Raw genomic sequence first — 14,956 nt, 5'->3', positions numbered from 1 at the left:
CGATTGCGGAGAGCGCCCATGCAGCACATCGACCCCCAGACGCTGTATTTCATGCGCCACCGCCGGTCGCACCCGCCGCGCACGCTGCTGGCCCCCGGCCCCGACCGGCACGAGTTGATGAACCTGCTGACGCTCGCGGCGCGCGTCCCGGACCACGGCAAGCTCGGCCCGTGGCGCTTCGTCGTGCTCGAGCGCGCGGCGCTCGACCGGCTCGCGCCCGCGCTGGCCGACCATGTCGCGGCGGCGGGCGGCGACGCGGCGGCGGTCGAAAAGGCGCGCTCGGCCTTCGATTCGCCGCGGATCGTCGCGGTCGTCTCGTCCCCCGTCGATCACCCCAAGGTGCCGGAGTGGGAGCAGTTCCTCTCCGCCGGCGCGGTCTGCCTGTCGCTGCTGAACGCGGCGCTCGCCGCGGGCTATGGGGCGGCGTGGCTCAGCGGCCCGGCGACCGACCCGGCCTTCGCCACCGCCCACCTCGGCCTTTCGCCGCGCGAGCGGGTGGCGGGCCTCGTCCACATCGGCCGCCGCGGCCCGGCCGACGTCCCCGAGCGGCCCCGCCCGGACGTGGACGAGCGGACCAGCTTCCTGTGACCGCCGCGATCCAGGCCCTCGTCCTCGGCTGGCTGGACCTGCTCAGGCCGCGGGTCTTCGGCGTGCTGGCGGCGGGCGTCGCCCTGACGCTGGCGCTGTTCGTGGCGCTGCAGGCGGCGGCGTTCTGGGGGCTGCGCGTCTGGGGCCCCGAGGCGATCACCCTGCCCTGGATCGGCCGCGTCCCGATCGGCGAGGCGCTGTCCTGGGGCTCGCTCGCGCTCTTCCCGGTGATGAGCCTGTTTCTGGCTGCGCCGGTGGCTGCGGGCTTCGCGGGGCTCTTTTCCGAGCGGGTGTCGAGCACCGTCGAGGCCGCACATGGCTATCCCGCCGGGCGCGAGCTCGACTTTCTCGACGGGCTGATGGACAGCCTCGTGGTGCTGGGCGCGGTGGTCTTGGTCAGCGTCGGGCTGCTTCTGCTGACCCCGCTGGTCGGGCCGCTGGCGCCGGTGCTCTTCTACGGCGCGAACGGCTGGCTGCTGGGGCGCGAGTTCTTCCGCATGGCCGCCCGCCGCCACCTCGACGCCGACAGCGCCGAGACCCTGCGCCGCCGCCGTGCGGGCGCGGTGACGGCGCTTGGCGTGGGGGTGGCGCTGCTGCTGACTATCCCGGTGCTGAACATCGTCATTCCGGTGCTGGCGGCGGCGGCGTTCACCCATCTCTTCCACCTGCTCGCGCGGGCCGAGATCGCCCGCCCGCGCTGACGGCTCGGGTCTGACCGCCGTCCATCAGCGGCGGTTGAAGTCCATCATCGCGGCGCGGGTGATCCAGCCCTGCTGGATGACCCACCACACCAGCGCCACCAGAAGCGCCGCGATGAGCGCGGCGATCAGCCCCTTCTTGCGCAGCATCGGCCGGTCCGGCGCGCCCGCGGGCGTGCCGGGGACCACGGCGCCGGCCTCCTCCTGGCTGCGGTGGCCCCAGGGGAGGAGCAGGAACAGCACCAGGAAGAACAGCGTCGCGAACAGGACCAGCGCGCCGGTGATGGACATCAGACCTGCTCCAGCTCGATCAGCGTGCCGTTGAAATCCTTGGGATGCAGGAAGAGCACCGGCTTGCCATGCGCGCCGATCTTCGGCTCGCCGGTGCCCAGCACGCGGGCGCCCTGCGCCTTCAGCGTATCGCGGGCGGCGAGGATGTCCTCGACCTCGAAGCACATGTGGTGGATGCCGCCCGAGGGGTTCTTGTCGAGGAAGCCCTTGATCGGGCTGTCCTCGCCCAGCGGGTAGAGCAGCTCGATCTTGGTGTTCGGCAGCTCGATGAAGACGACCGTGACGCCGTGATCGGGCTCATCCTGGGGCGCGCCGACCTTGGCGCCCAGCGTGTCGCGGTATTGCGCGCTGGCCGCCGCGAGGTCGGGGACGGCGATGGCGACATGGTTCAGGCGTCCGATCATGGGGGTTCCTCCGGGGCGCGTGGCGGTGTGGGGCCTCATTAGAACGGGGCGGGGGCGGGGAAAAGCCCGTTAACCGACCGTTCACCCCGGCAGGGTAGCGTCAAGGGAGACAGCGATTCGAGGGGACCGCGCCATGACCGGAACAACGACTGCGACGGACGACGACGCCATCCCGCTGTGGCGGGCCGCCCTGCCCGGCCGCCCGCTGACCGGGCTGACGGTGCTGGTGGTCGAGGATTCGCGCTTCGCCTCCGAGGCGGTGCGGATGCTCTGCCTGCGCTCGGGGGCGCGGATCCGGCGGGCGGACTGCCTGCGGACCGCGGGGCGGCACCTGCAGACCTACCGCCCGACGGTGATGATCGTGGACATGGGGCTGCCCGACGGCAACGGTGCCGAGCTGATCGCCCGCATGGCGCGGCAGAGCCCGCGGGTGCCGGTGCTGCTGGGCATGTCGGGCGACCCCGATGCCGAGGTCATGGCGCGGGCGGCGGGCGCGGACGGGTTCCTCGCCAAGCCGGTCGAGAGCCTCGGGCAGTTCCAGCAGCTCATCCTGGCGGCGCTGCCCCGCGATGCGCAGCCGCAGGGGCTGCGGGTGGTGAGCGGCGAAATCGTCCACCCCGACCGCGGCGCGCTGCGCGACGACCTCGCCCATGTGGCCGAGGTGCTGGCGGCGGCGGCGGACACGACGGCGATCGACTATATCGCCCGGTTCCTCGCCGGCGTGGCCCGCTCGGCCCGCGACGAGCCGCTCGAGAAGGCCGCCTCGGCGCTGGCCCGCGACCACTCGGCGGGGCGGGCGCTGGCGGCCGACCTCGCGCGGATCAGCGGGCTGGTGCAGGACCGGCTGGCTGCGGCGGGTTAGCCATCGGGTCGCGCGGGCGGGACCGACTGAGGCGGGTCCATGTGATTGAGTGGGAGACGGCCTCGGGGTGCGAGATCGGGTGTCTATGTGTGGGTGCGCGCGGCGCGCGGCGCCGGAGCAGAGCGTTGAGCGCTCGGCTTCTGCCCGCTGGCCCTCTTGCCAAGGGACGATGAATGGGCAGGCTGGGTGCTGGGTCCGGCTGGCGGGTCAGGCCCTTGGGCGACACGCACAGACGCCTTGATGACCCGCTCACTCGCTCGGCCACGGCCGACCCGCCCGCTCACGGCCCCGATCCCGCCACGTGAAAGGAGACGCCTTGCCGAACCCGCTCGGAGCCCCCGTCCCCGGCTTCACCCCGCCCCCGGCCCCGCCCGCTGTGCCGATCGAGGGCCGCTGGGTCACCCTCGAGCCGCTCGACGCGGACCGCCATGCGGCCGAGTTGTTTGAGGCCAACGCGGGGGCGGACGCGGTCTGGGACTATCTCGGCTACGGGCCCTTCCCCAACCTCGCCGCCTACACCGACTGGCAACGCCGCATGGCCGGCGGGGCGGACCCGGTGTTCTACGCCCTGCGCGACCACGCCTCGGGCCGGATCGGCGGGGTCGCCGCGTACCTGCGGATCGACCGCACGCATGGCGTGATCGAGATCGGCCACATCCAGATCTCTCCCGCGCTGCAGCAGCAGGTCGCCACCTCCGAAGCGATCCTGCTGATGATCTGCTGGGCTTTTGGCGCCGGCTATCGGCGGGTCGAGTGGAAATGCGACGCGCTGAACGCCCCCTCGATGCGCGCCGCCGCCCGCTACGGGTTCCGCTACGAGGGGACCTTCCGCCAGCACATGATCGTCAAGGGCCGCAACCGCGACACCGCGTGGTGGGCGATCACCGATGCCGAGTTCCCCGCGCTCGACCGCGCCTATGCCGCCTGGCTGGCGCCCGGGAACATGGACGCGGCGGGTCGCCAACGGGCGGCGCTCGGGGACCTCATTGCGCGCGAGCGCGTTGCGGGCGGGTCGCCTGACTAAGGGGAGCGGGCGATAAAACTTCGAGATGATAGCGGGCAGCCAGCTCCAAGCGTTGGGGAGCACGGACGGAGGGGTAGAGCGTCGGATGCCCCCGGCCGTTACGGAGGCGCCGGAATAGCCCAGCAACGTCAGCAGTAACGCTCGCCTTTAGCCGTGATGCCAGCCTTTCAGGCAGGCTCTTACTTTCGTGGCATGGTCGTGGCGCAGCTCAAGAAATGACGTCAGTGGCTAGTACCGTCCGCCCCGAACTCGCTGCCCTGCACCCCTCTTCGCCTGCTTCACGCCTCTTTGCCTGACTGCCCGTCCTTCGTCGGCTGACTGTCCGTCGTGCCAGTCCGGTTCATGCCTGCGGCGGGCGAAAGGAGAGATCGGACTCGGTCAGACAGCCGATCTGGAGCGTCACGCCGCGTACGTCAGCTCGGCAGGCTATCGATCAAGCCACGCCGGCCGATCCCGGCGGTGGATTGGCAAACTCGGCCGGCTCTGGGTTGCCAGCTGAAAAGCAACGTCGAGCGGGGAACGTTGCTTCATCGCGTTGTCCATCAAACCAAGCCGGATTGGACCTGGCTGAGAGGCTGAAGGCGCGGTCGGGCTCGATCTGACAGCCGACCCCTTCGTCAGCCCCTACGTAAACTGACTGTTCCTCTAGCCTCGCCGGTTGATGCGGGGGGTGGAGCGGAACGCAAGATACGCCCCGCTCTGACAGCTCACCTAAAGCGTAGCGCCCAGACCGCTCACTTCAGCTGGCTGTCCTTCGAGCCCCTCCGGTTGATCCCGGCGGTGGGGCGGAAGGCGCGGTCGGCCTCGGTCTGGCAGCCGATGCAGAGCGTCACGCCCGGCACGGCGCGGCGCCGGGCTTCGGGGATGGGCTCGCCGCAGTCGGCGCACTCGGTCAGGCTCTCGCCGCCGCCGCGCTGGCGCAGGCGCATCCGGGCGAGCGCCTCGGCCGTGCTCACCTCGATCTGCTCGTTTACTGCCCCGTCGGTCGCCCAGCCCCCGGCCATCGCGCGCTCCTGCTGCCATCACACCTCCAATCTGGGAACCCAGCCCCGCCGCTGCAAGCGTCAGCCGCGCCTGTCCGACCGCTTCGGCCCTGTTTTCGCGGCCTTAACCGGAACCGGGGCGGCGCGGTGCGGTTGACTTCGGTGCTGGCCCGCCGCACTCTTCTCTGCAAGGAAAGGCCCCTCATGAGCGAAAAGACCCTGACCCGGATGGACCTCGCCGAGGCCGTGTTCCGCGAAGTCGGACTCTCGCGCCACGAAAGCGCGCAGCTCGTCGAGAGCGTGCTCGGCCATGTTTCGGACGCCCTCGTGCGCGGCGAACAGGTCAAGCTGTCATCATTCGGCACCTTCTCGGTCCGCGACAAGAGCGAGCGTGTCGGCCGCAACCCCAAGACCGGCGAGGAGGTGCCCATCACCCCGCGCCGGGTGCTGTCGTTCCGCCCCTCGCACCTGATGAAGGAGCGGGTGGCGGCGGGCAACCGCTAGCCGGCCGCGGAGATGGCCGCCGCCCCGACCAAGGCAGCTGATGCTTAGATCGGTTGATACGCCGCGGGCAGTCGGCGGCTGGCTGGGTCTAGGCCGCGGCCCCACCCCGCCCAGCCCGTGGGACCGGGCATGACCAAGTCTCCCCAGGCCTTTCGCAGCATCGGCGAGGTGGCGCGGCTGGTCGAGGTCGCCCCGCACGTCCTGCGCTATTGGGAGACGCAGTTTGCGGCCCTCTCGCCGGTGAAGCGGGCGGATGGGCGGCGATATTACCGGCTCGATGACGTGCTGCTGGCGGCTGGGATCTGCGAGGCGCTGCGCGAGGACGGTCTGACCATCCGCGGGGCGCGCCGGCTGATTGCGCAGGACCGCGGGGCAGGACTGCGGGTGCGCGGGCGGGCGCGGCTGGCCGATCGGCTGGGTCTGGTGGCTGACGCTGACGGCGCTGTCGCTCCAACCCCTGTCACATCGGACCCTCCGGTGAAGCAAACCCCGGCGGTCACGGCGCCTCAGCCGTCCTCCGCAGGCGGAGACCACAGCGCGCCGCCTGTCGCCGCGCCACCCATCCCCCGCCGCAAGTCATCACAGCCCCCCGCGCCCGATGCGCTCCCGCTGTTCCCCGACCTGCCGAACGCTGGGGCCGCCGCTCACGAATCTTGCGCCGATGCCGCAGGCCGCTGGCTCGCACGGCTGACGGCGACCGCCGCGGCGCTGCGCGGGCACCCCTCCCCCTTGCCGCCCGCCGCACGGCCCCTGGCCGACGCGCTGCGGGCCGCCGCACGCCAACTGACCGACGCGGAAACCTGAGCGGCAAAGCCGCGCGGCCTCGACCACGCGCCCCGACCATCCGGCGCGGCGAAAACCTCGCCGCCCGCCACCACCGCCCCTTGTGCTGCCCGACGGCTTCGCTCTATATGGCCGGCGTCGGGCCGTGGCGCAGTCTGGTTAGCGCGTCCGTCTGGGGGGCGGAAGGCCGCGAGTTCGAATCTCGCCGGCCCGACCATCACGAACCGCCCACCCTTCGGGGTGGGCGTTCGCATATCCGGGGGGTCGGAAAAATCTCGGGAGGGATCAAGATGAACGGCGTGCTTCCCGACACCGCCCTGCGCCGGATGATCGCCGAGGGCGCAATCGCTGCAGAGACCCCCATCGGCGAGTGCCAGATCCAGCCGGCGAGCCTCGATCTGCGGCTGGGCGCGCACGCCTGGCGGCTCAGGGCCTCGTTCCTCGCCGGCCGCGGGCAGAGCGTCGCCGGGCGGCTCGCGGATTTCGAGATGCACCGGATGGACCTCTCTCAGGGCGCGGTGCTCGAGAAGGGCTGCGTCTACCTCGTCCCGCTGATGGAGCGGGTGGCGCTACCGCCGGGCGTCGAGGCGGTGGCGAACGCCAAGTCCTCGACCGGGCGGCTCGACCTTCTGACGCGGCTGGTGACCGACGATGGGACCGAGTTCGACCGCCTGCCCGAGGGTTACGACGGCCCGCTTTACGCCGAGATCTGCCCGCGCAGCTTCTCGGTGCTGGTCCGGCCGGGGATGCGGCTCAGCCAGATGCGGCTGCGGCAGGGTCAGGCGGTGCTCGACGATGCCGGCCTCACGGCGCTGCACGCGGCCGACCCGCTGGTCGACGGCACGCCGCTGATCGACGCAGGCCTGGGGTTCTCGGTCGACCTGCGCCCGGCCGAGGGCGACCTCGTCGGCTATCGCGCCCGGCCGCACAGCGGGGTGATCGACCTCGACCGGATCGGCGCCTATGACGCGCGGGATTTCTGGGACGAGCTGCGCACGACCGAGGGCCGGCTGATCCTCGACCCCGGTGCCTTCTACATCCTCGTCAGCCGCGAGGCGGTGGCGATCCCCCCCGACTACGCCGCCGAGATGTCGCCCTATCTGGCGATGGTGGGCGAGTTCCGGGTGCATTACGCGGGGTTCTTCGACCCCGGCTTCGGGCACGGTGTCGCGGGACGGGGGGCGCGCGGGGTGCTCGAGGTGCGCTGCCACGAAGCGCCGTTCGCGCTCGAGCACGGGCAGGTGGTGGGGCGGCTGGTCTATGAGCGGATGGCGGCGCGGCCCGCGCGGCTCTATGGCGCGGGCATCGCCTCGAACTATCAGGGCCAGGGGCTGAAGCTCGCCAAGCAGTTCCGCTGACCCGGCGCCCGCGTAGGCTGCACCGCCGGGCCGCGGGTATTCGGGCCGGAAGGAAGCCGCGTCGCGTGTTAGCTCAGCGGCTCATGCGGCGGGCGATCTGGGCGGCCTTGCGGGCGCGCTTGACCGCCTCGCGCGTGGCATGGGCCTGCTGGCGGCCCTTGGCGGTCAGCTTGCCCTTGGCGTCCTCGCCGCCGTTGCGGCGCGCCATCACGTCCACGCCCTTCTTGATCCCCCAGCCCATCAGCGCGCCGGTCAGGACGCGGCCGAAGCGGCCCACGATGCCGTTCATGTTCATGGTGCAGTCCTCAATCGCCGAAGAGGTCGTCGTCCGGTCCGCCCGCGGCCGGCCCGTCATCGGTGTGACTATCCTCTTCGTCCCGCGCCGCCGCAAGGGGGCCCGAGGGCGGGGTCGCGTCGAGCAGCCCGGCGGCGCGCAGCTCGGCCAGCCCCGGCAGGTCGCGGGTCGAGGCGAGGCCGAAGTGGTCGAGAAACGCCTCGGTCACGACGAAGGTCACCGGGCGGCCCGGCGACTGGCGGCGGCGGCCGAGGCGGACCCAGCCGATCTCGATCAGTTGGTCGAGCGTGCCGCGGCTGACCGCGACGCCGCGGATCTCCTCGATCTCGGCGCGGGTGACGGGCTGGTGATAGGCGACGATGGCGAGCGTCTCGGTCGCGGCGCGCGACAGGCGCCGGGTCTCGGTCACCTCGTCCTGCATCAGGAAGCCGAGGTCGGCGGCGGTGCGGAAGGCCCAGCCCTCGCCAAGGCGCGCCAGTTCCACGCCCCGGCCGGCGTAGCGCGCCCGCAGGCGGCGCAGCGCCTCGGCCGGGTCGGCGCCGGCGGGCATCCGCGCGGCCATCTCGGCCAGCGTCAGCGGCGTCGGGCTGGCGAAGAGCAACGCCTCGACCATCCGCTCCTGCGCGTCGAGCGGGGGCGGCGGGAAGGGGATCGGGTCAGTCATGGGCGGGCCGGGCGCGCAGCGTGATCGGGGCGAAGACGCCGCTCTGGCGCAGCTCGACCCGACCCTGGCGGGCGAGCTCGAGCGAGGCGGCAAAGGTCGCCGCGGTGGCCGAGCGGCGGCGGGCCGGGTTGCCCGCCCAGCCGTCGGGCAGGAACTGCATGAGATCGGTCCACTCGCCGGCGTAGCCGATCATCCGCCGCATCCGGTCGAGCGCCTGCTCGAGCGTCCAGGTGTCGCGGCGGTCGAAGGCGAAGGGGCGGAACTCGTCGCGGGTCCTGAGCCGCGCATAGGCCTGCATCAGGTCGATCAGCCCCGCCTGCCAGCGCAGATGGCGGGTGCGCTGCACCGTCTCGGGCGCGCCGCGGGCAAAGCGGTCCTGCCCCAGCCGCGGCCGCCCCATCAGCCGCGCCGCCGCCTCGCGCATGGCGTTGAGCCGCTCGAGCTGGAAGGCGAGGTGGGCCGCCATCTCGTCGGTCGAGGGCCCCTCGGCGTCGGGATCGGGCGGCAGCAGCAGCCGCGACTTGAGATAGGCGAGCCACGCGGCCATCACGAGGTAGTCGGCGGCGAGCTCGATCCTGAGGCTGCGGGCCTCCTCGACGAAGGCGAGATATTGCTCGGCCAGCGCCAGCACGCTGATCTGCATCAGGTCGACCTTCTGCGTCCGCGCCAGCGTCAGCAGCAGGTCGAGCGGCCCGTCATAGCCCGGCACGTCCACCAGCATCGCCTCGTCGGGGCGCGGGTGGGCGGGCTGTGGCGCGGGATCGAAGGGCAGCGGCTCGGTCATCGTCCCAAGCCATGCGAAGCGGGCGGGCGGCTGTCAACTGCAGTGGAGGGACTGGTGCCAGCGGGCCAACTTTTGCTTGACGCAAGGAGCCGATACGAATCAAGACCATTCAATCCACCGTCTTGGGCCGGTTATGGATCATAATTGTAAAAAATTCGTCGAGGCTGCAACAATGGACCGAACTCAGCCCAGCCGACATGGCTGCGTGGTTGTATGCTCAGACGCGAATTGGGCATGGCAGAGTGTGTTTGTGCTGTCTCGTTCCATCAGCTTCGACACCGACCAACAGCTGGATCACCACATCTATCTGACGGGTGACGTCGATCCTGGGATTTTGGCAGCTATCCCACCTCAGGTCGTCGTTCACTCGGTCGATTCCTTGCCTGAGATCTATGTCCAATCAGCGCATGGACGGATACCGCCAGCGGCGATGCTCCGGTTGACCGCCCTTAGCGAGCTGAGCGGATTGTATGAGCGCGTTATCTATCTCGATGGCGATGTATTTCAATGCTGGGGTACTCTCGGCGATCTCTTAAGGATTGAGTTGGCCGGCTCATGGGCAGCCGTCGTGCGCGACCGGCTCGATTGGTCAGAGGGCTTTCCTTTTGGACAAGGCCGGTATGTCAGACGCTTGCAGGAGGCCGTAGGGGTTGCCGATGCGCCCTATTTCAACTCTGGCGGATGATGATCCACGGTCCAAGCTATAGACGCGAGAGGGTCACAGACCGGGCGCTTAGCTTCTTTCAAACCCGCCGAGATTTGTGCCGATTTGGAGATCAGTCTGCGCTTAATGCAGCCATGGCCGGACATATCGCTGAGCTCTCACCAAGTTGGAATTGGCAGATGTCTGACGTGAATTACGCATTGACTGCCGGGCGAACGCCGCGATTGATCCATTTCACGGGCCAGCCGAAACCGTGGACGGATGGTCTGAAGCTCATGCCGTCGGGTGCTTTCAAAGCAATGGAAGCATTTCTTCGCGATAATGACCTTGTTTACCTGCTGGGCCCACAATCGCCATTAAATTATGAGAGCGCAACGATGGAACGACGCCGCGTCCGCGAAGTGTCCAAGTTGATGGACAACACGCTGCAGAAGCGAGACCTCATCAAGGCATATCTCGATCGCGGCGATTTCGCAGACATTCAGTCTGGCTTGAGGGCCTATGGCTGAACCAACTTATGCGTAGCCCATCAACGAAAAAGGCCGCCCCTCGCGGGACGGCCCATCAGACGATCCGGGATAAGGATCAGTTCTTGGCGTAGTATTCGACGACCAGGTTCGGCTCCATCTGCACGGCGTAGGGCACGTCGCCCAGCGCCGGGGTGCGCACGAAGGTGGCGGTCAGCTTGCCCATGTCCACGTCGAGGTAGTCGGGCACGTCACGCTCGGCCAGGCCCACGGACTCGAGCACGATGGCGAGCTGCTTGGACTTGTCGCGGACCGCGACCACGTCGCCTTCCTTGACGCGGTAGGACGCGATGTTCACGCGCTGGCCGTTCACGGTGACATGGCCGTGGTTCACGAACTGGCGGGCGGCGAAGATGGTGGGCACGAACTTGGCGCGGTAGACCACGGCGTCCAGGCGACGCTCGAGCAGGCCGATCAGCATCTCGCCAGTGTCGCCGCGCAGACGCTCGGCCTCGGCATAGATGCGGCGGAACTGCTTTTCGGTCAGGTCGCCATAGTAGCCCTTGAGCTTCTGCTTGGCGCGCAGCTGGGTGCCGAAGTCCGACAGCTTGTTCTTGCGGCGCTGGCCGTGCTGGCCGGGGCCGTATTCGCGCTTGTTGACCGGCGACTTGGCGCGGCCCCAGATGTTCTCGCCCATGCGGCGGTCGATCTTGTACTTGGCAGACGTGCGTTTGGTCACGGCTGATCTCCTTTTGTGCGTTTCAAAAGGGCGTTGTCCTTTGGGCTTGCGCCCCGACAGGCTTCCCCTTGCGGGGTCCACCAACACCAATGGAAGCGGCGCTTATAGGCGGCCCGCGGGCAGAGTCAACCCGCCGACGCGGGCGCCCGCGGTGCCGGCGGCGCGCCCGAGAGCCAGTGCATGATGACCCAGGCCAGCGCCGAGCAGACCAGCGTCGCCACTGCCACCGGCTCGGCCGTCCCGTCGTAGGCGAGCCCCACCGGCGCCGCGATCAGCACCGCCGCCAGCGTCGAGACCGAGGCCGTCACTGAGGCCGTCATCCCGGCCAGATGCCCCATCCCCTGCATCGCCAGCGCGTTGAGGTTGCCGAAGGTGAGCCCGGCCATGGTGAAGACGCTGACCGCCCAGAGGAAGAACGCGGGAAACCGCAGCCCCTCGGGCAGAACCCCGGTCCAAAGCGTCAGCAGGAACAGCGCCGACATCCCGACCTGCATCGCATAGGCGCCGCGCGCGATGCGCCGCATCCCCAGCCGCATCACCAGCCTCGCGTTGAACACCGTGCCCGAGGCGGCCAGCAGCGCCAAGGCCGCGAACCACAGCGGGAACTGCGCGCCCTTGCCGTAGGTCTCTCCGAAGAGCTGCTGGGCGGAGCTGAGCAGCGCGAACATCTGCCCGAAGCCCAGCGACATGACGAGGGTGCAGAGCAGCACCTGCCGGTCCGACAGCACCTCGCGCGCGCCCTGGGCGAGCGCCCGCGGGCGCAGCGGGCGGCGCCCCTCGGGCGGCAGCGTCTCGGCCTGGCGCAACGAGAACCACAGCCAGCCGATCAGCGCGAAGAGCACGAAGCCGCCGAAGACGGCGTGCCAGCCGCCGAGCCAGATGAACCCCTGCCCGATCGAGGGCGCGAGTGCGGGCACGATCATGAAGACCGTCATGATGAAGCTGGTGATCCGCGCCATCTCGCGCCCCTGATAGAGGTCGCGGACGAGCGCCGTGCCGACGATCCGCGGCCCGGCCGCACCGAGCCCCTGGACGAAGCGCGCGACGAGCAGCGGGGTCAGCGAGTTGACGAACAGCGCCGCGATCGCGCCGACGAGATAGACCGAGAAGCCGATCCCCATCGCCCGCTTGCGCCCGAGCGCGTCCGAGATCGGCCCGGCGAAGAGCGTACCCACCCCCATCCCGGCGACGAAGCTGGTCAGGATGAGCTGTGCGCGGTTCACGTCGTCCGGGGTCAGCTCGGTCGCAATCTGCGGCAGCGCCGGCAGCATGGCGTCGATGGAAAACGCCACCGTGGCGAAGAGAAAGGCGAGCATTGCGATGAGCTCGCCCTGCGGCAGCCGGCGCGCCGCCTGAGTGGAGTGGGGCATGATCGTGATCCTCGCGCCCGCAGGCTGACGCGGCGTTATGGGCGAGGCGCGGGACGGGTGCAATGCGGTCGGACGGGGCCGCTTTAGCAAAGCTTCAAAGGGGGGGATGGTGCCCGGAGGCGGATTCGAACCACCGACACGCGGATTTTCAATCCGCTGCTCTACCAACTGAGCTATCCGGGCGCCCTGCGGGGCGTTGCCGCCCGTGGGTGGAGCGTTCCTAGACAGTCGCGGCGGGGCTGTCCAGAGGCAAAACGCGGCTCAATCGTCGTCGCGTCGGTCGCGCGCGTCAGCCTCGGGCGGGACGGACGCCGGGTCCACCGGCTCGCCCGGGATGGCGTAGTCGCCGCGCAACCAGCGGGCGAGGTCCACGTCGGCGCAGCGCCGCGAGCAGAACGGGCGATAGGCCGGATCGGCGGGGCGCTGGCAGATCGGGCAGCTCACTCCGGCTCTCCGGCGGTGGCGGCGACGGCGGCCAGCGGCACGCGGTCGCGCTTGCGGTTCAGCTCGAATAGCCCCATCGCCGTCCAGCCGATCAGCACCGTCTCGGTCCCGTCAGCCTTGAAGGCGGCGCGCAGCACCTGCTCGATCGTGCCGCGGTCGCGCTTGGGGCTGGGGGCGAAGTCGATCACCACCTGCCCGCCCAGACCCCGCAGCCGAAGCTGGCGCGGCAGGTCGCGGGCCAGCGCGATGTTGGCCTTGAGGGCGGCCGCGGGCGTGGTGTCGCGGCCGGTGTTCACATCCACGGCAACCAGCGCGCGGGTCGCCTCGATCACCGCAAAGCCGCCGCCGGGCAGGTCGAGCTCGTCGTCGAGCAGCGCGTCGATGGCGGCGGCGACGCCGTGGGTGTCGAAGCTGTCGTCGCCCTCGTCCACCGCGTCGGGCGCGGGGTCGGCCCAGTCGGTCCAGGCCGCGCGCCACGGCAGGTCGGCATCGACCAGAAGCTCGGGCCGACCCGCGACGTCGCCCATCACCTCGACCGCGAGGCCCGCGAGGCTGCCCGCCTCTTCGGCGACCTCGGCATCCTGAGCGGCGGCGGCGGCGCTGCGAATCACCAGGCCGAGCGTCTCTGGCGCGCCGGCGGCAGCCAGCGCCGCCTCGCCCAGCGCGGTGAGGCGGGCGCGCACGCCCTCGTCGCGGATGCGGCGCGAGACGTTGACGCCGGGCGCGCCGGGGGTGGCGAGCGCCGTCTGCCCGCGAAAGATCACCCGCTGGGTGCAGGGGATGGCCTTCCCGTCATCGGCCACGCCCGAGACCTGGACGATCAGAGTCTGCCCCTCGCTCAGGCCCTTGGCGTCGCGCAGGAAGCCGCGCTCGCCCTCGGGCAGCCGCAGGAAGACGCCGCCCTGCCCCTTCACCAACCGGTCGACCACCGCCCGGCAGACGCTGCCCGGCGGCAGCGGGGTCAGACCCGACAGGTCGAACAGCAGATCCTGCAACTGCCCGTCCACCATCAGCGCGGCGGCCTCGCCCCCGAAATGGCGGCCCAGAACGACCTGGCGACCCTTCATGCGAATTCTCCTGTCACGGGCGCGGCGCGGGGCTCGGCAACCGGCGCGGCGGTGACCCCGGCGGCGGCCAGCAGCACCGCGGTCTCGGCCAGCGGCAGGCCGACCACGGCGGTGAACGACCCCTGCAGCCACGGCACGAAGGCCGCGGCGGGCCCCTGGATGGCGTAGCCCCCGGCCTTGCCGCGCCAGTCGCCCGAGGCGACGTAGGCAGCGATCTCGGCGGGGGTGAGCGGGCGGAAGCGGACCGTGGTCTCGACCAGCCGGTGCCGCGCGCGACCCTCGGCGGCGACCGTCACGGCGGTCAGCACCCGGTGGCGGCGACCCGAGAGCAGGCGCAGGAATGCGGTCGCCTCGGCCGCGTCGGCGGGCTTGCCGAGGATGCGGCGGCCCGCGACCACTGTGGTGTCGGCGGCCAGCACGACGCCCGGCTCGACCGCCGCCACCGCGGCGGCCTTTTCGGCGGCCATGCGGGCGACATAGGCGCGCGGCGCCTCGGCCTTGCCGGGGGTCTCGTCGATGTCGGCGGGGATGATCGCGTCGGGCACGATCCCGATCTGGGCCAGCAGTTCCAGCCGTCGCGGGCTGGCCGAGGCGAGCACCAAGCGCGGCCGCGCGCCCTGCGCGCGCCCCGATGGCGCCTTACTTGAAGCGGTAATTGATCCGACCCTTGCTGAGGTCGTAGGTGTTCATCTCGACCTGCACCTTGTCGCCGGCCAGAACCCGGATGCGGTTCTTGCGCATCTTGCCCGCCATATGCGCGATGATCTCATGGCCGTTCTCGAGCTCGACCCTGAATGTCGCGTTGGGCAGAAGTTCCTTCACGACGCCGGGGAATTCGAGCATCTCTTCCTTGGCCATGATCTCTCCTGTAGGGAATCCGCCTGTCGCGGACCTGCGCCATATGCGGCGAAACCCCGGCTTTTTCAAGAGGGGCGTGCGGTGGGCCGTGCGCGCCCGCCGCCGGCGT

Annotated in this window: 21 protein-coding genes and 2 tRNA genes; 10 read left to right on the top strand and 13 right to left on the bottom strand. The window is 70.5% G+C overall.

Annotated elements, in window-relative coordinates; translation table 11 throughout:
- Positions 1-18: 18 nt before the first annotated feature.
- Together HGN31_RS12765 and HGN31_RS12760 are read left to right on the top strand one after the other, a co-directional pair.
- Positions 19-588: a nitroreductase family protein gene (locus tag HGN31_RS12765; RefSeq protein WP_168783438.1), complete on the top strand. Its 570-nt coding sequence runs from the start codon at positions 19-21 to the stop codon at positions 586-588.
- Complete coding sequence (locus HGN31_RS12760; protein ID WP_244961018.1) at positions 585-1,289, top strand: EI24 domain-containing protein; 705 nt, start codon at positions 585-587, stop codon at positions 1,287-1,289. Before HGN31_RS12765 ends, HGN31_RS12760 begins: the two co-directional genes overlap by 4 nt.
- A 24-nt stretch (positions 1,290-1,313) precedes the next feature.
- Here the strand turns inward: HGN31_RS12760 and HGN31_RS12755 are convergent, their stop codons facing one another.
- Positions 1,314-1,577 carry a DUF1467 family protein gene (locus HGN31_RS12755; RefSeq protein ID WP_036705635.1) on the bottom strand — a complete coding sequence of 88 codons (264 nt, stop codon included), beginning with the start codon at positions 1,575-1,577 and terminating at the stop codon, positions 1,314-1,316.
- Positions 1,577-1,981, bottom strand: coding sequence for a methylmalonyl-CoA epimerase (gene mce / locus HGN31_RS12750; RefSeq protein ID WP_036705632.1), 405 nt, complete (start codon positions 1,979-1,981; stop codon positions 1,577-1,579). The genes HGN31_RS12755 and mce overlap by 1 nt, the downstream gene beginning before the upstream one ends.
- 133 nt (positions 1,982-2,114) lie before the next feature.
- On the opposite strand from mce, the gene HGN31_RS12745 reads away from it, so the two are divergent.
- Both HGN31_RS12745 and HGN31_RS12740 read left to right on the top strand, forming a co-directional pair.
- Positions 2,115-2,843, top strand: coding sequence for a response regulator (locus tag HGN31_RS12745; RefSeq protein WP_036706211.1), 729 nt, complete (start codon positions 2,115-2,117; stop codon positions 2,841-2,843).
- 316 nt (positions 2,844-3,159) lie between these two features.
- A complete protein-coding gene (locus tag HGN31_RS12740) occupies positions 3,160-3,867 on the top strand; it encodes a GNAT family N-acetyltransferase (protein ID WP_168783437.1) in 708 nt (235 codons plus the stop codon).
- 734 nt (positions 3,868-4,601) lie between these two features.
- On the opposite strand, the gene HGN31_RS12735 is transcribed toward HGN31_RS12740, so the two are convergent.
- Positions 4,602-4,871 (bottom strand): DksA/TraR family C4-type zinc finger protein, encoded by a 270-nt coding sequence (locus HGN31_RS12735; RefSeq protein ID WP_036700906.1) that lies wholly within the window; start codon positions 4,869-4,871, stop codon positions 4,602-4,604.
- A 183-nt stretch (positions 4,872-5,054) separates the two neighbouring features.
- On the opposite strand from HGN31_RS12735, the gene ihfA reads away from it, so the two are divergent.
- The 4 genes from ihfA to HGN31_RS12715 all read left to right on the top strand — a co-directional run bounded on the left by ihfA (position 5,055) and on the right by HGN31_RS12715 (position 7,495).
- Positions 5,055-5,354, top strand: coding sequence for an integration host factor subunit alpha (gene ihfA, locus HGN31_RS12730; RefSeq protein WP_036700904.1), 300 nt, complete (start codon positions 5,055-5,057; stop codon positions 5,352-5,354).
- Between the two features lie 129 nt (positions 5,355-5,483).
- The gene (locus tag HGN31_RS12725; RefSeq protein WP_168783436.1) at positions 5,484-6,158 is read left to right on the top strand and encodes a MerR family transcriptional regulator; all 675 of its coding nucleotides are present in this window, start codon (positions 5,484-5,486) and stop codon (positions 6,156-6,158) included.
- Between the two features lie 118 nt (positions 6,159-6,276).
- Positions 6,277-6,354, top strand: a tRNA-Pro gene (locus HGN31_RS12720).
- A 73-nt stretch (positions 6,355-6,427) separates the two neighbouring features.
- A complete protein-coding gene (locus HGN31_RS12715; RefSeq protein WP_168783435.1) occupies positions 6,428-7,495 on the top strand; it encodes a 2'-deoxycytidine 5'-triphosphate deaminase in 1,068 nt (355 codons plus the stop codon).
- Positions 7,496-7,568: 73 nt separating this feature from the next.
- Here the strand turns inward: HGN31_RS12715 and HGN31_RS12710 are convergent, their stop codons facing one another.
- The 3 genes from HGN31_RS12710 to HGN31_RS12700 are packed head-to-tail and all read right to left on the bottom strand — an operon-like array spanning position 7,569 to position 9,238.
- On the bottom strand, positions 7,569-7,790 hold the full coding sequence (locus HGN31_RS12710) for a hypothetical protein (RefSeq protein WP_036700897.1): 222 nt from the start codon (positions 7,788-7,790) through the stop codon (positions 7,569-7,571).
- A 10-nt stretch (positions 7,791-7,800) separates the two neighbouring features.
- Positions 7,801-8,454, bottom strand: coding sequence for an SMC-Scp complex subunit ScpB (gene scpB / locus HGN31_RS12705; protein ID WP_168783434.1), 654 nt, complete (start codon positions 8,452-8,454; stop codon positions 7,801-7,803).
- On the bottom strand, positions 8,447-9,238 hold the full coding sequence (locus tag HGN31_RS12700) for a segregation and condensation protein A (protein ID WP_168783433.1): 792 nt from the start codon (positions 9,236-9,238) through the stop codon (positions 8,447-8,449). Before HGN31_RS12700 ends, scpB begins: the two co-directional genes overlap by 8 nt.
- Before the next feature lie 244 nt (positions 9,239-9,482).
- Here HGN31_RS12700 and HGN31_RS12695 point away from each other — a divergent pair, with 244 nt between their 5' ends.
- Positions 9,483-9,923, top strand: a complete 441-nt coding sequence (locus tag HGN31_RS12695; protein WP_168783432.1) for a glycosyltransferase — start codon at positions 9,483-9,485, stop codon at positions 9,921-9,923.
- The gene (locus HGN31_RS12690) at positions 9,920-10,411 is read left to right on the top strand and encodes a glycosyltransferase (protein WP_168783431.1); all 492 of its coding nucleotides are present in this window, start codon (positions 9,920-9,922) and stop codon (positions 10,409-10,411) included. The genes HGN31_RS12695 and HGN31_RS12690 overlap by 4 nt, the downstream gene beginning before the upstream one ends.
- A gap of 76 nt (positions 10,412-10,487) precedes the next feature.
- Here HGN31_RS12690 and rpsD read toward each other — a convergent pair whose 3' ends face one another.
- From rpsD to infA, 7 genes are all read right to left on the bottom strand, one after another.
- Entirely contained in the window at positions 10,488-11,108 is a 621-nt protein-coding gene (gene rpsD, locus HGN31_RS12685; RefSeq protein WP_036706216.1) for a 30S ribosomal protein S4, read from the bottom strand.
- A 125-nt stretch (positions 11,109-11,233) separates the two neighbouring features.
- Positions 11,234-12,478, bottom strand: coding sequence for a multidrug effflux MFS transporter (locus tag HGN31_RS12680; RefSeq protein WP_168783430.1), 1,245 nt, complete (start codon positions 12,476-12,478; stop codon positions 11,234-11,236).
- 107 nt (positions 12,479-12,585) lie between these two features.
- Positions 12,586-12,661: transfer RNA gene (locus HGN31_RS12675), tRNA-Phe, on the bottom strand.
- 78 nt (positions 12,662-12,739) lie between these two features.
- Positions 12,740-12,922, bottom strand: a complete 183-nt coding sequence (locus HGN31_RS12670; protein WP_168783429.1) for a DNA gyrase inhibitor YacG — start codon at positions 12,920-12,922, stop codon at positions 12,740-12,742.
- The gene (locus HGN31_RS12665; protein WP_168783428.1) at positions 12,919-13,989 is read right to left on the bottom strand and encodes a ribonuclease E/G; all 1,071 of its coding nucleotides are present in this window, start codon (positions 13,987-13,989) and stop codon (positions 12,919-12,921) included. Before HGN31_RS12665 ends, HGN31_RS12670 begins: the two co-directional genes overlap by 4 nt.
- Entirely contained in the window at positions 13,986-14,591 is a 606-nt protein-coding gene (locus HGN31_RS12660) for a Maf family protein (protein WP_244961017.1), read from the bottom strand. The genes HGN31_RS12665 and HGN31_RS12660 overlap by 4 nt, the downstream gene beginning before the upstream one ends.
- A gap of 37 nt (positions 14,592-14,628) precedes the next feature.
- Positions 14,629-14,847 (bottom strand): translation initiation factor IF-1, encoded by a 219-nt coding sequence (infA, locus tag HGN31_RS12655; RefSeq protein ID WP_036636451.1) that lies wholly within the window; start codon positions 14,845-14,847, stop codon positions 14,629-14,631.
- Positions 14,848-14,956 lie beyond the last annotated feature (109 nt).

Source organism: Paracoccus sanguinis (assembly GCF_012689545.1).
Lineage (GTDB): Bacteria > Pseudomonadota > Alphaproteobacteria > Rhodobacterales > Rhodobacteraceae > Paracoccus > Paracoccus panacisoli.
The sequence above is the reverse complement of the archived record's forward strand: the minus strand, read 5'-3'. Positions and strand labels throughout refer to the sequence as shown.

What these genes read in the sequence shown, in the direction of transcription:
- HGN31_RS12735 (WP_036700906.1), bottom strand. Translation starts at nt 4,871, where the DNA reads ATGGCCGGGGGCTGGGCGACCGACGGGGCAGTAAACGAGCAGATCGAG.
- HGN31_RS12755 (WP_036705635.1), bottom strand. Translation starts at nt 1,577, where the DNA reads ATGTCCATCACCGGCGCGCTGGTCCTGTTCGCGACGCTGTTCTTCCTG.
- HGN31_RS12765 (WP_168783438.1), top strand. Translation starts at nt 19, where the DNA reads ATGCAGCACATCGACCCCCAGACGCTGTATTTCATGCGCCACCGCCGG.
- HGN31_RS12745 (WP_036706211.1), top strand. Translation starts at nt 2,115, where the DNA reads ATGACCGGAACAACGACTGCGACGGACGACGACGCCATCCCGCTGTGG.
- HGN31_RS12710 (WP_036700897.1), bottom strand. Translation starts at nt 7,790, where the DNA reads ATGAACATGAACGGCATCGTGGGCCGCTTCGGCCGCGTCCTGACCGGC.
- HGN31_RS12700 (WP_168783433.1), bottom strand. Translation starts at nt 9,238, where the DNA reads ATGACCGAGCCGCTGCCCTTCGATCCCGCGCCACAGCCCGCCCACCCG.
- HGN31_RS12680 (WP_168783430.1), bottom strand. Translation starts at nt 12,478, where the DNA reads ATGCCCCACTCCACTCAGGCGGCGCGCCGGCTGCCGCAGGGCGAGCTC.
- HGN31_RS12690 (WP_168783431.1), top strand. Translation starts at nt 9,920, where the DNA reads ATGATGATCCACGGTCCAAGCTATAGACGCGAGAGGGTCACAGACCGG.
- mce (WP_036705632.1), bottom strand. Translation starts at nt 1,981, where the DNA reads ATGATCGGACGCCTGAACCATGTCGCCATCGCCGTCCCCGACCTCGCG.
- scpB (WP_168783434.1), bottom strand. Translation starts at nt 8,454, where the DNA reads ATGACTGACCCGATCCCCTTCCCGCCGCCCCCGCTCGACGCGCAGGAG.
- HGN31_RS12725 (WP_168783436.1), top strand. Translation starts at nt 5,484, where the DNA reads ATGACCAAGTCTCCCCAGGCCTTTCGCAGCATCGGCGAGGTGGCGCGG.
- HGN31_RS12715 (WP_168783435.1), top strand. Translation starts at nt 6,428, where the DNA reads ATGAACGGCGTGCTTCCCGACACCGCCCTGCGCCGGATGATCGCCGAG.
- ihfA (WP_036700904.1), top strand. Translation starts at nt 5,055, where the DNA reads ATGAGCGAAAAGACCCTGACCCGGATGGACCTCGCCGAGGCCGTGTTC.
- infA (WP_036636451.1), bottom strand. Translation starts at nt 14,847, where the DNA reads ATGGCCAAGGAAGAGATGCTCGAATTCCCCGGCGTCGTGAAGGAACTT.
- HGN31_RS12665 (WP_168783428.1), bottom strand. Translation starts at nt 13,989, where the DNA reads ATGAAGGGTCGCCAGGTCGTTCTGGGCCGCCATTTCGGGGGCGAGGCC.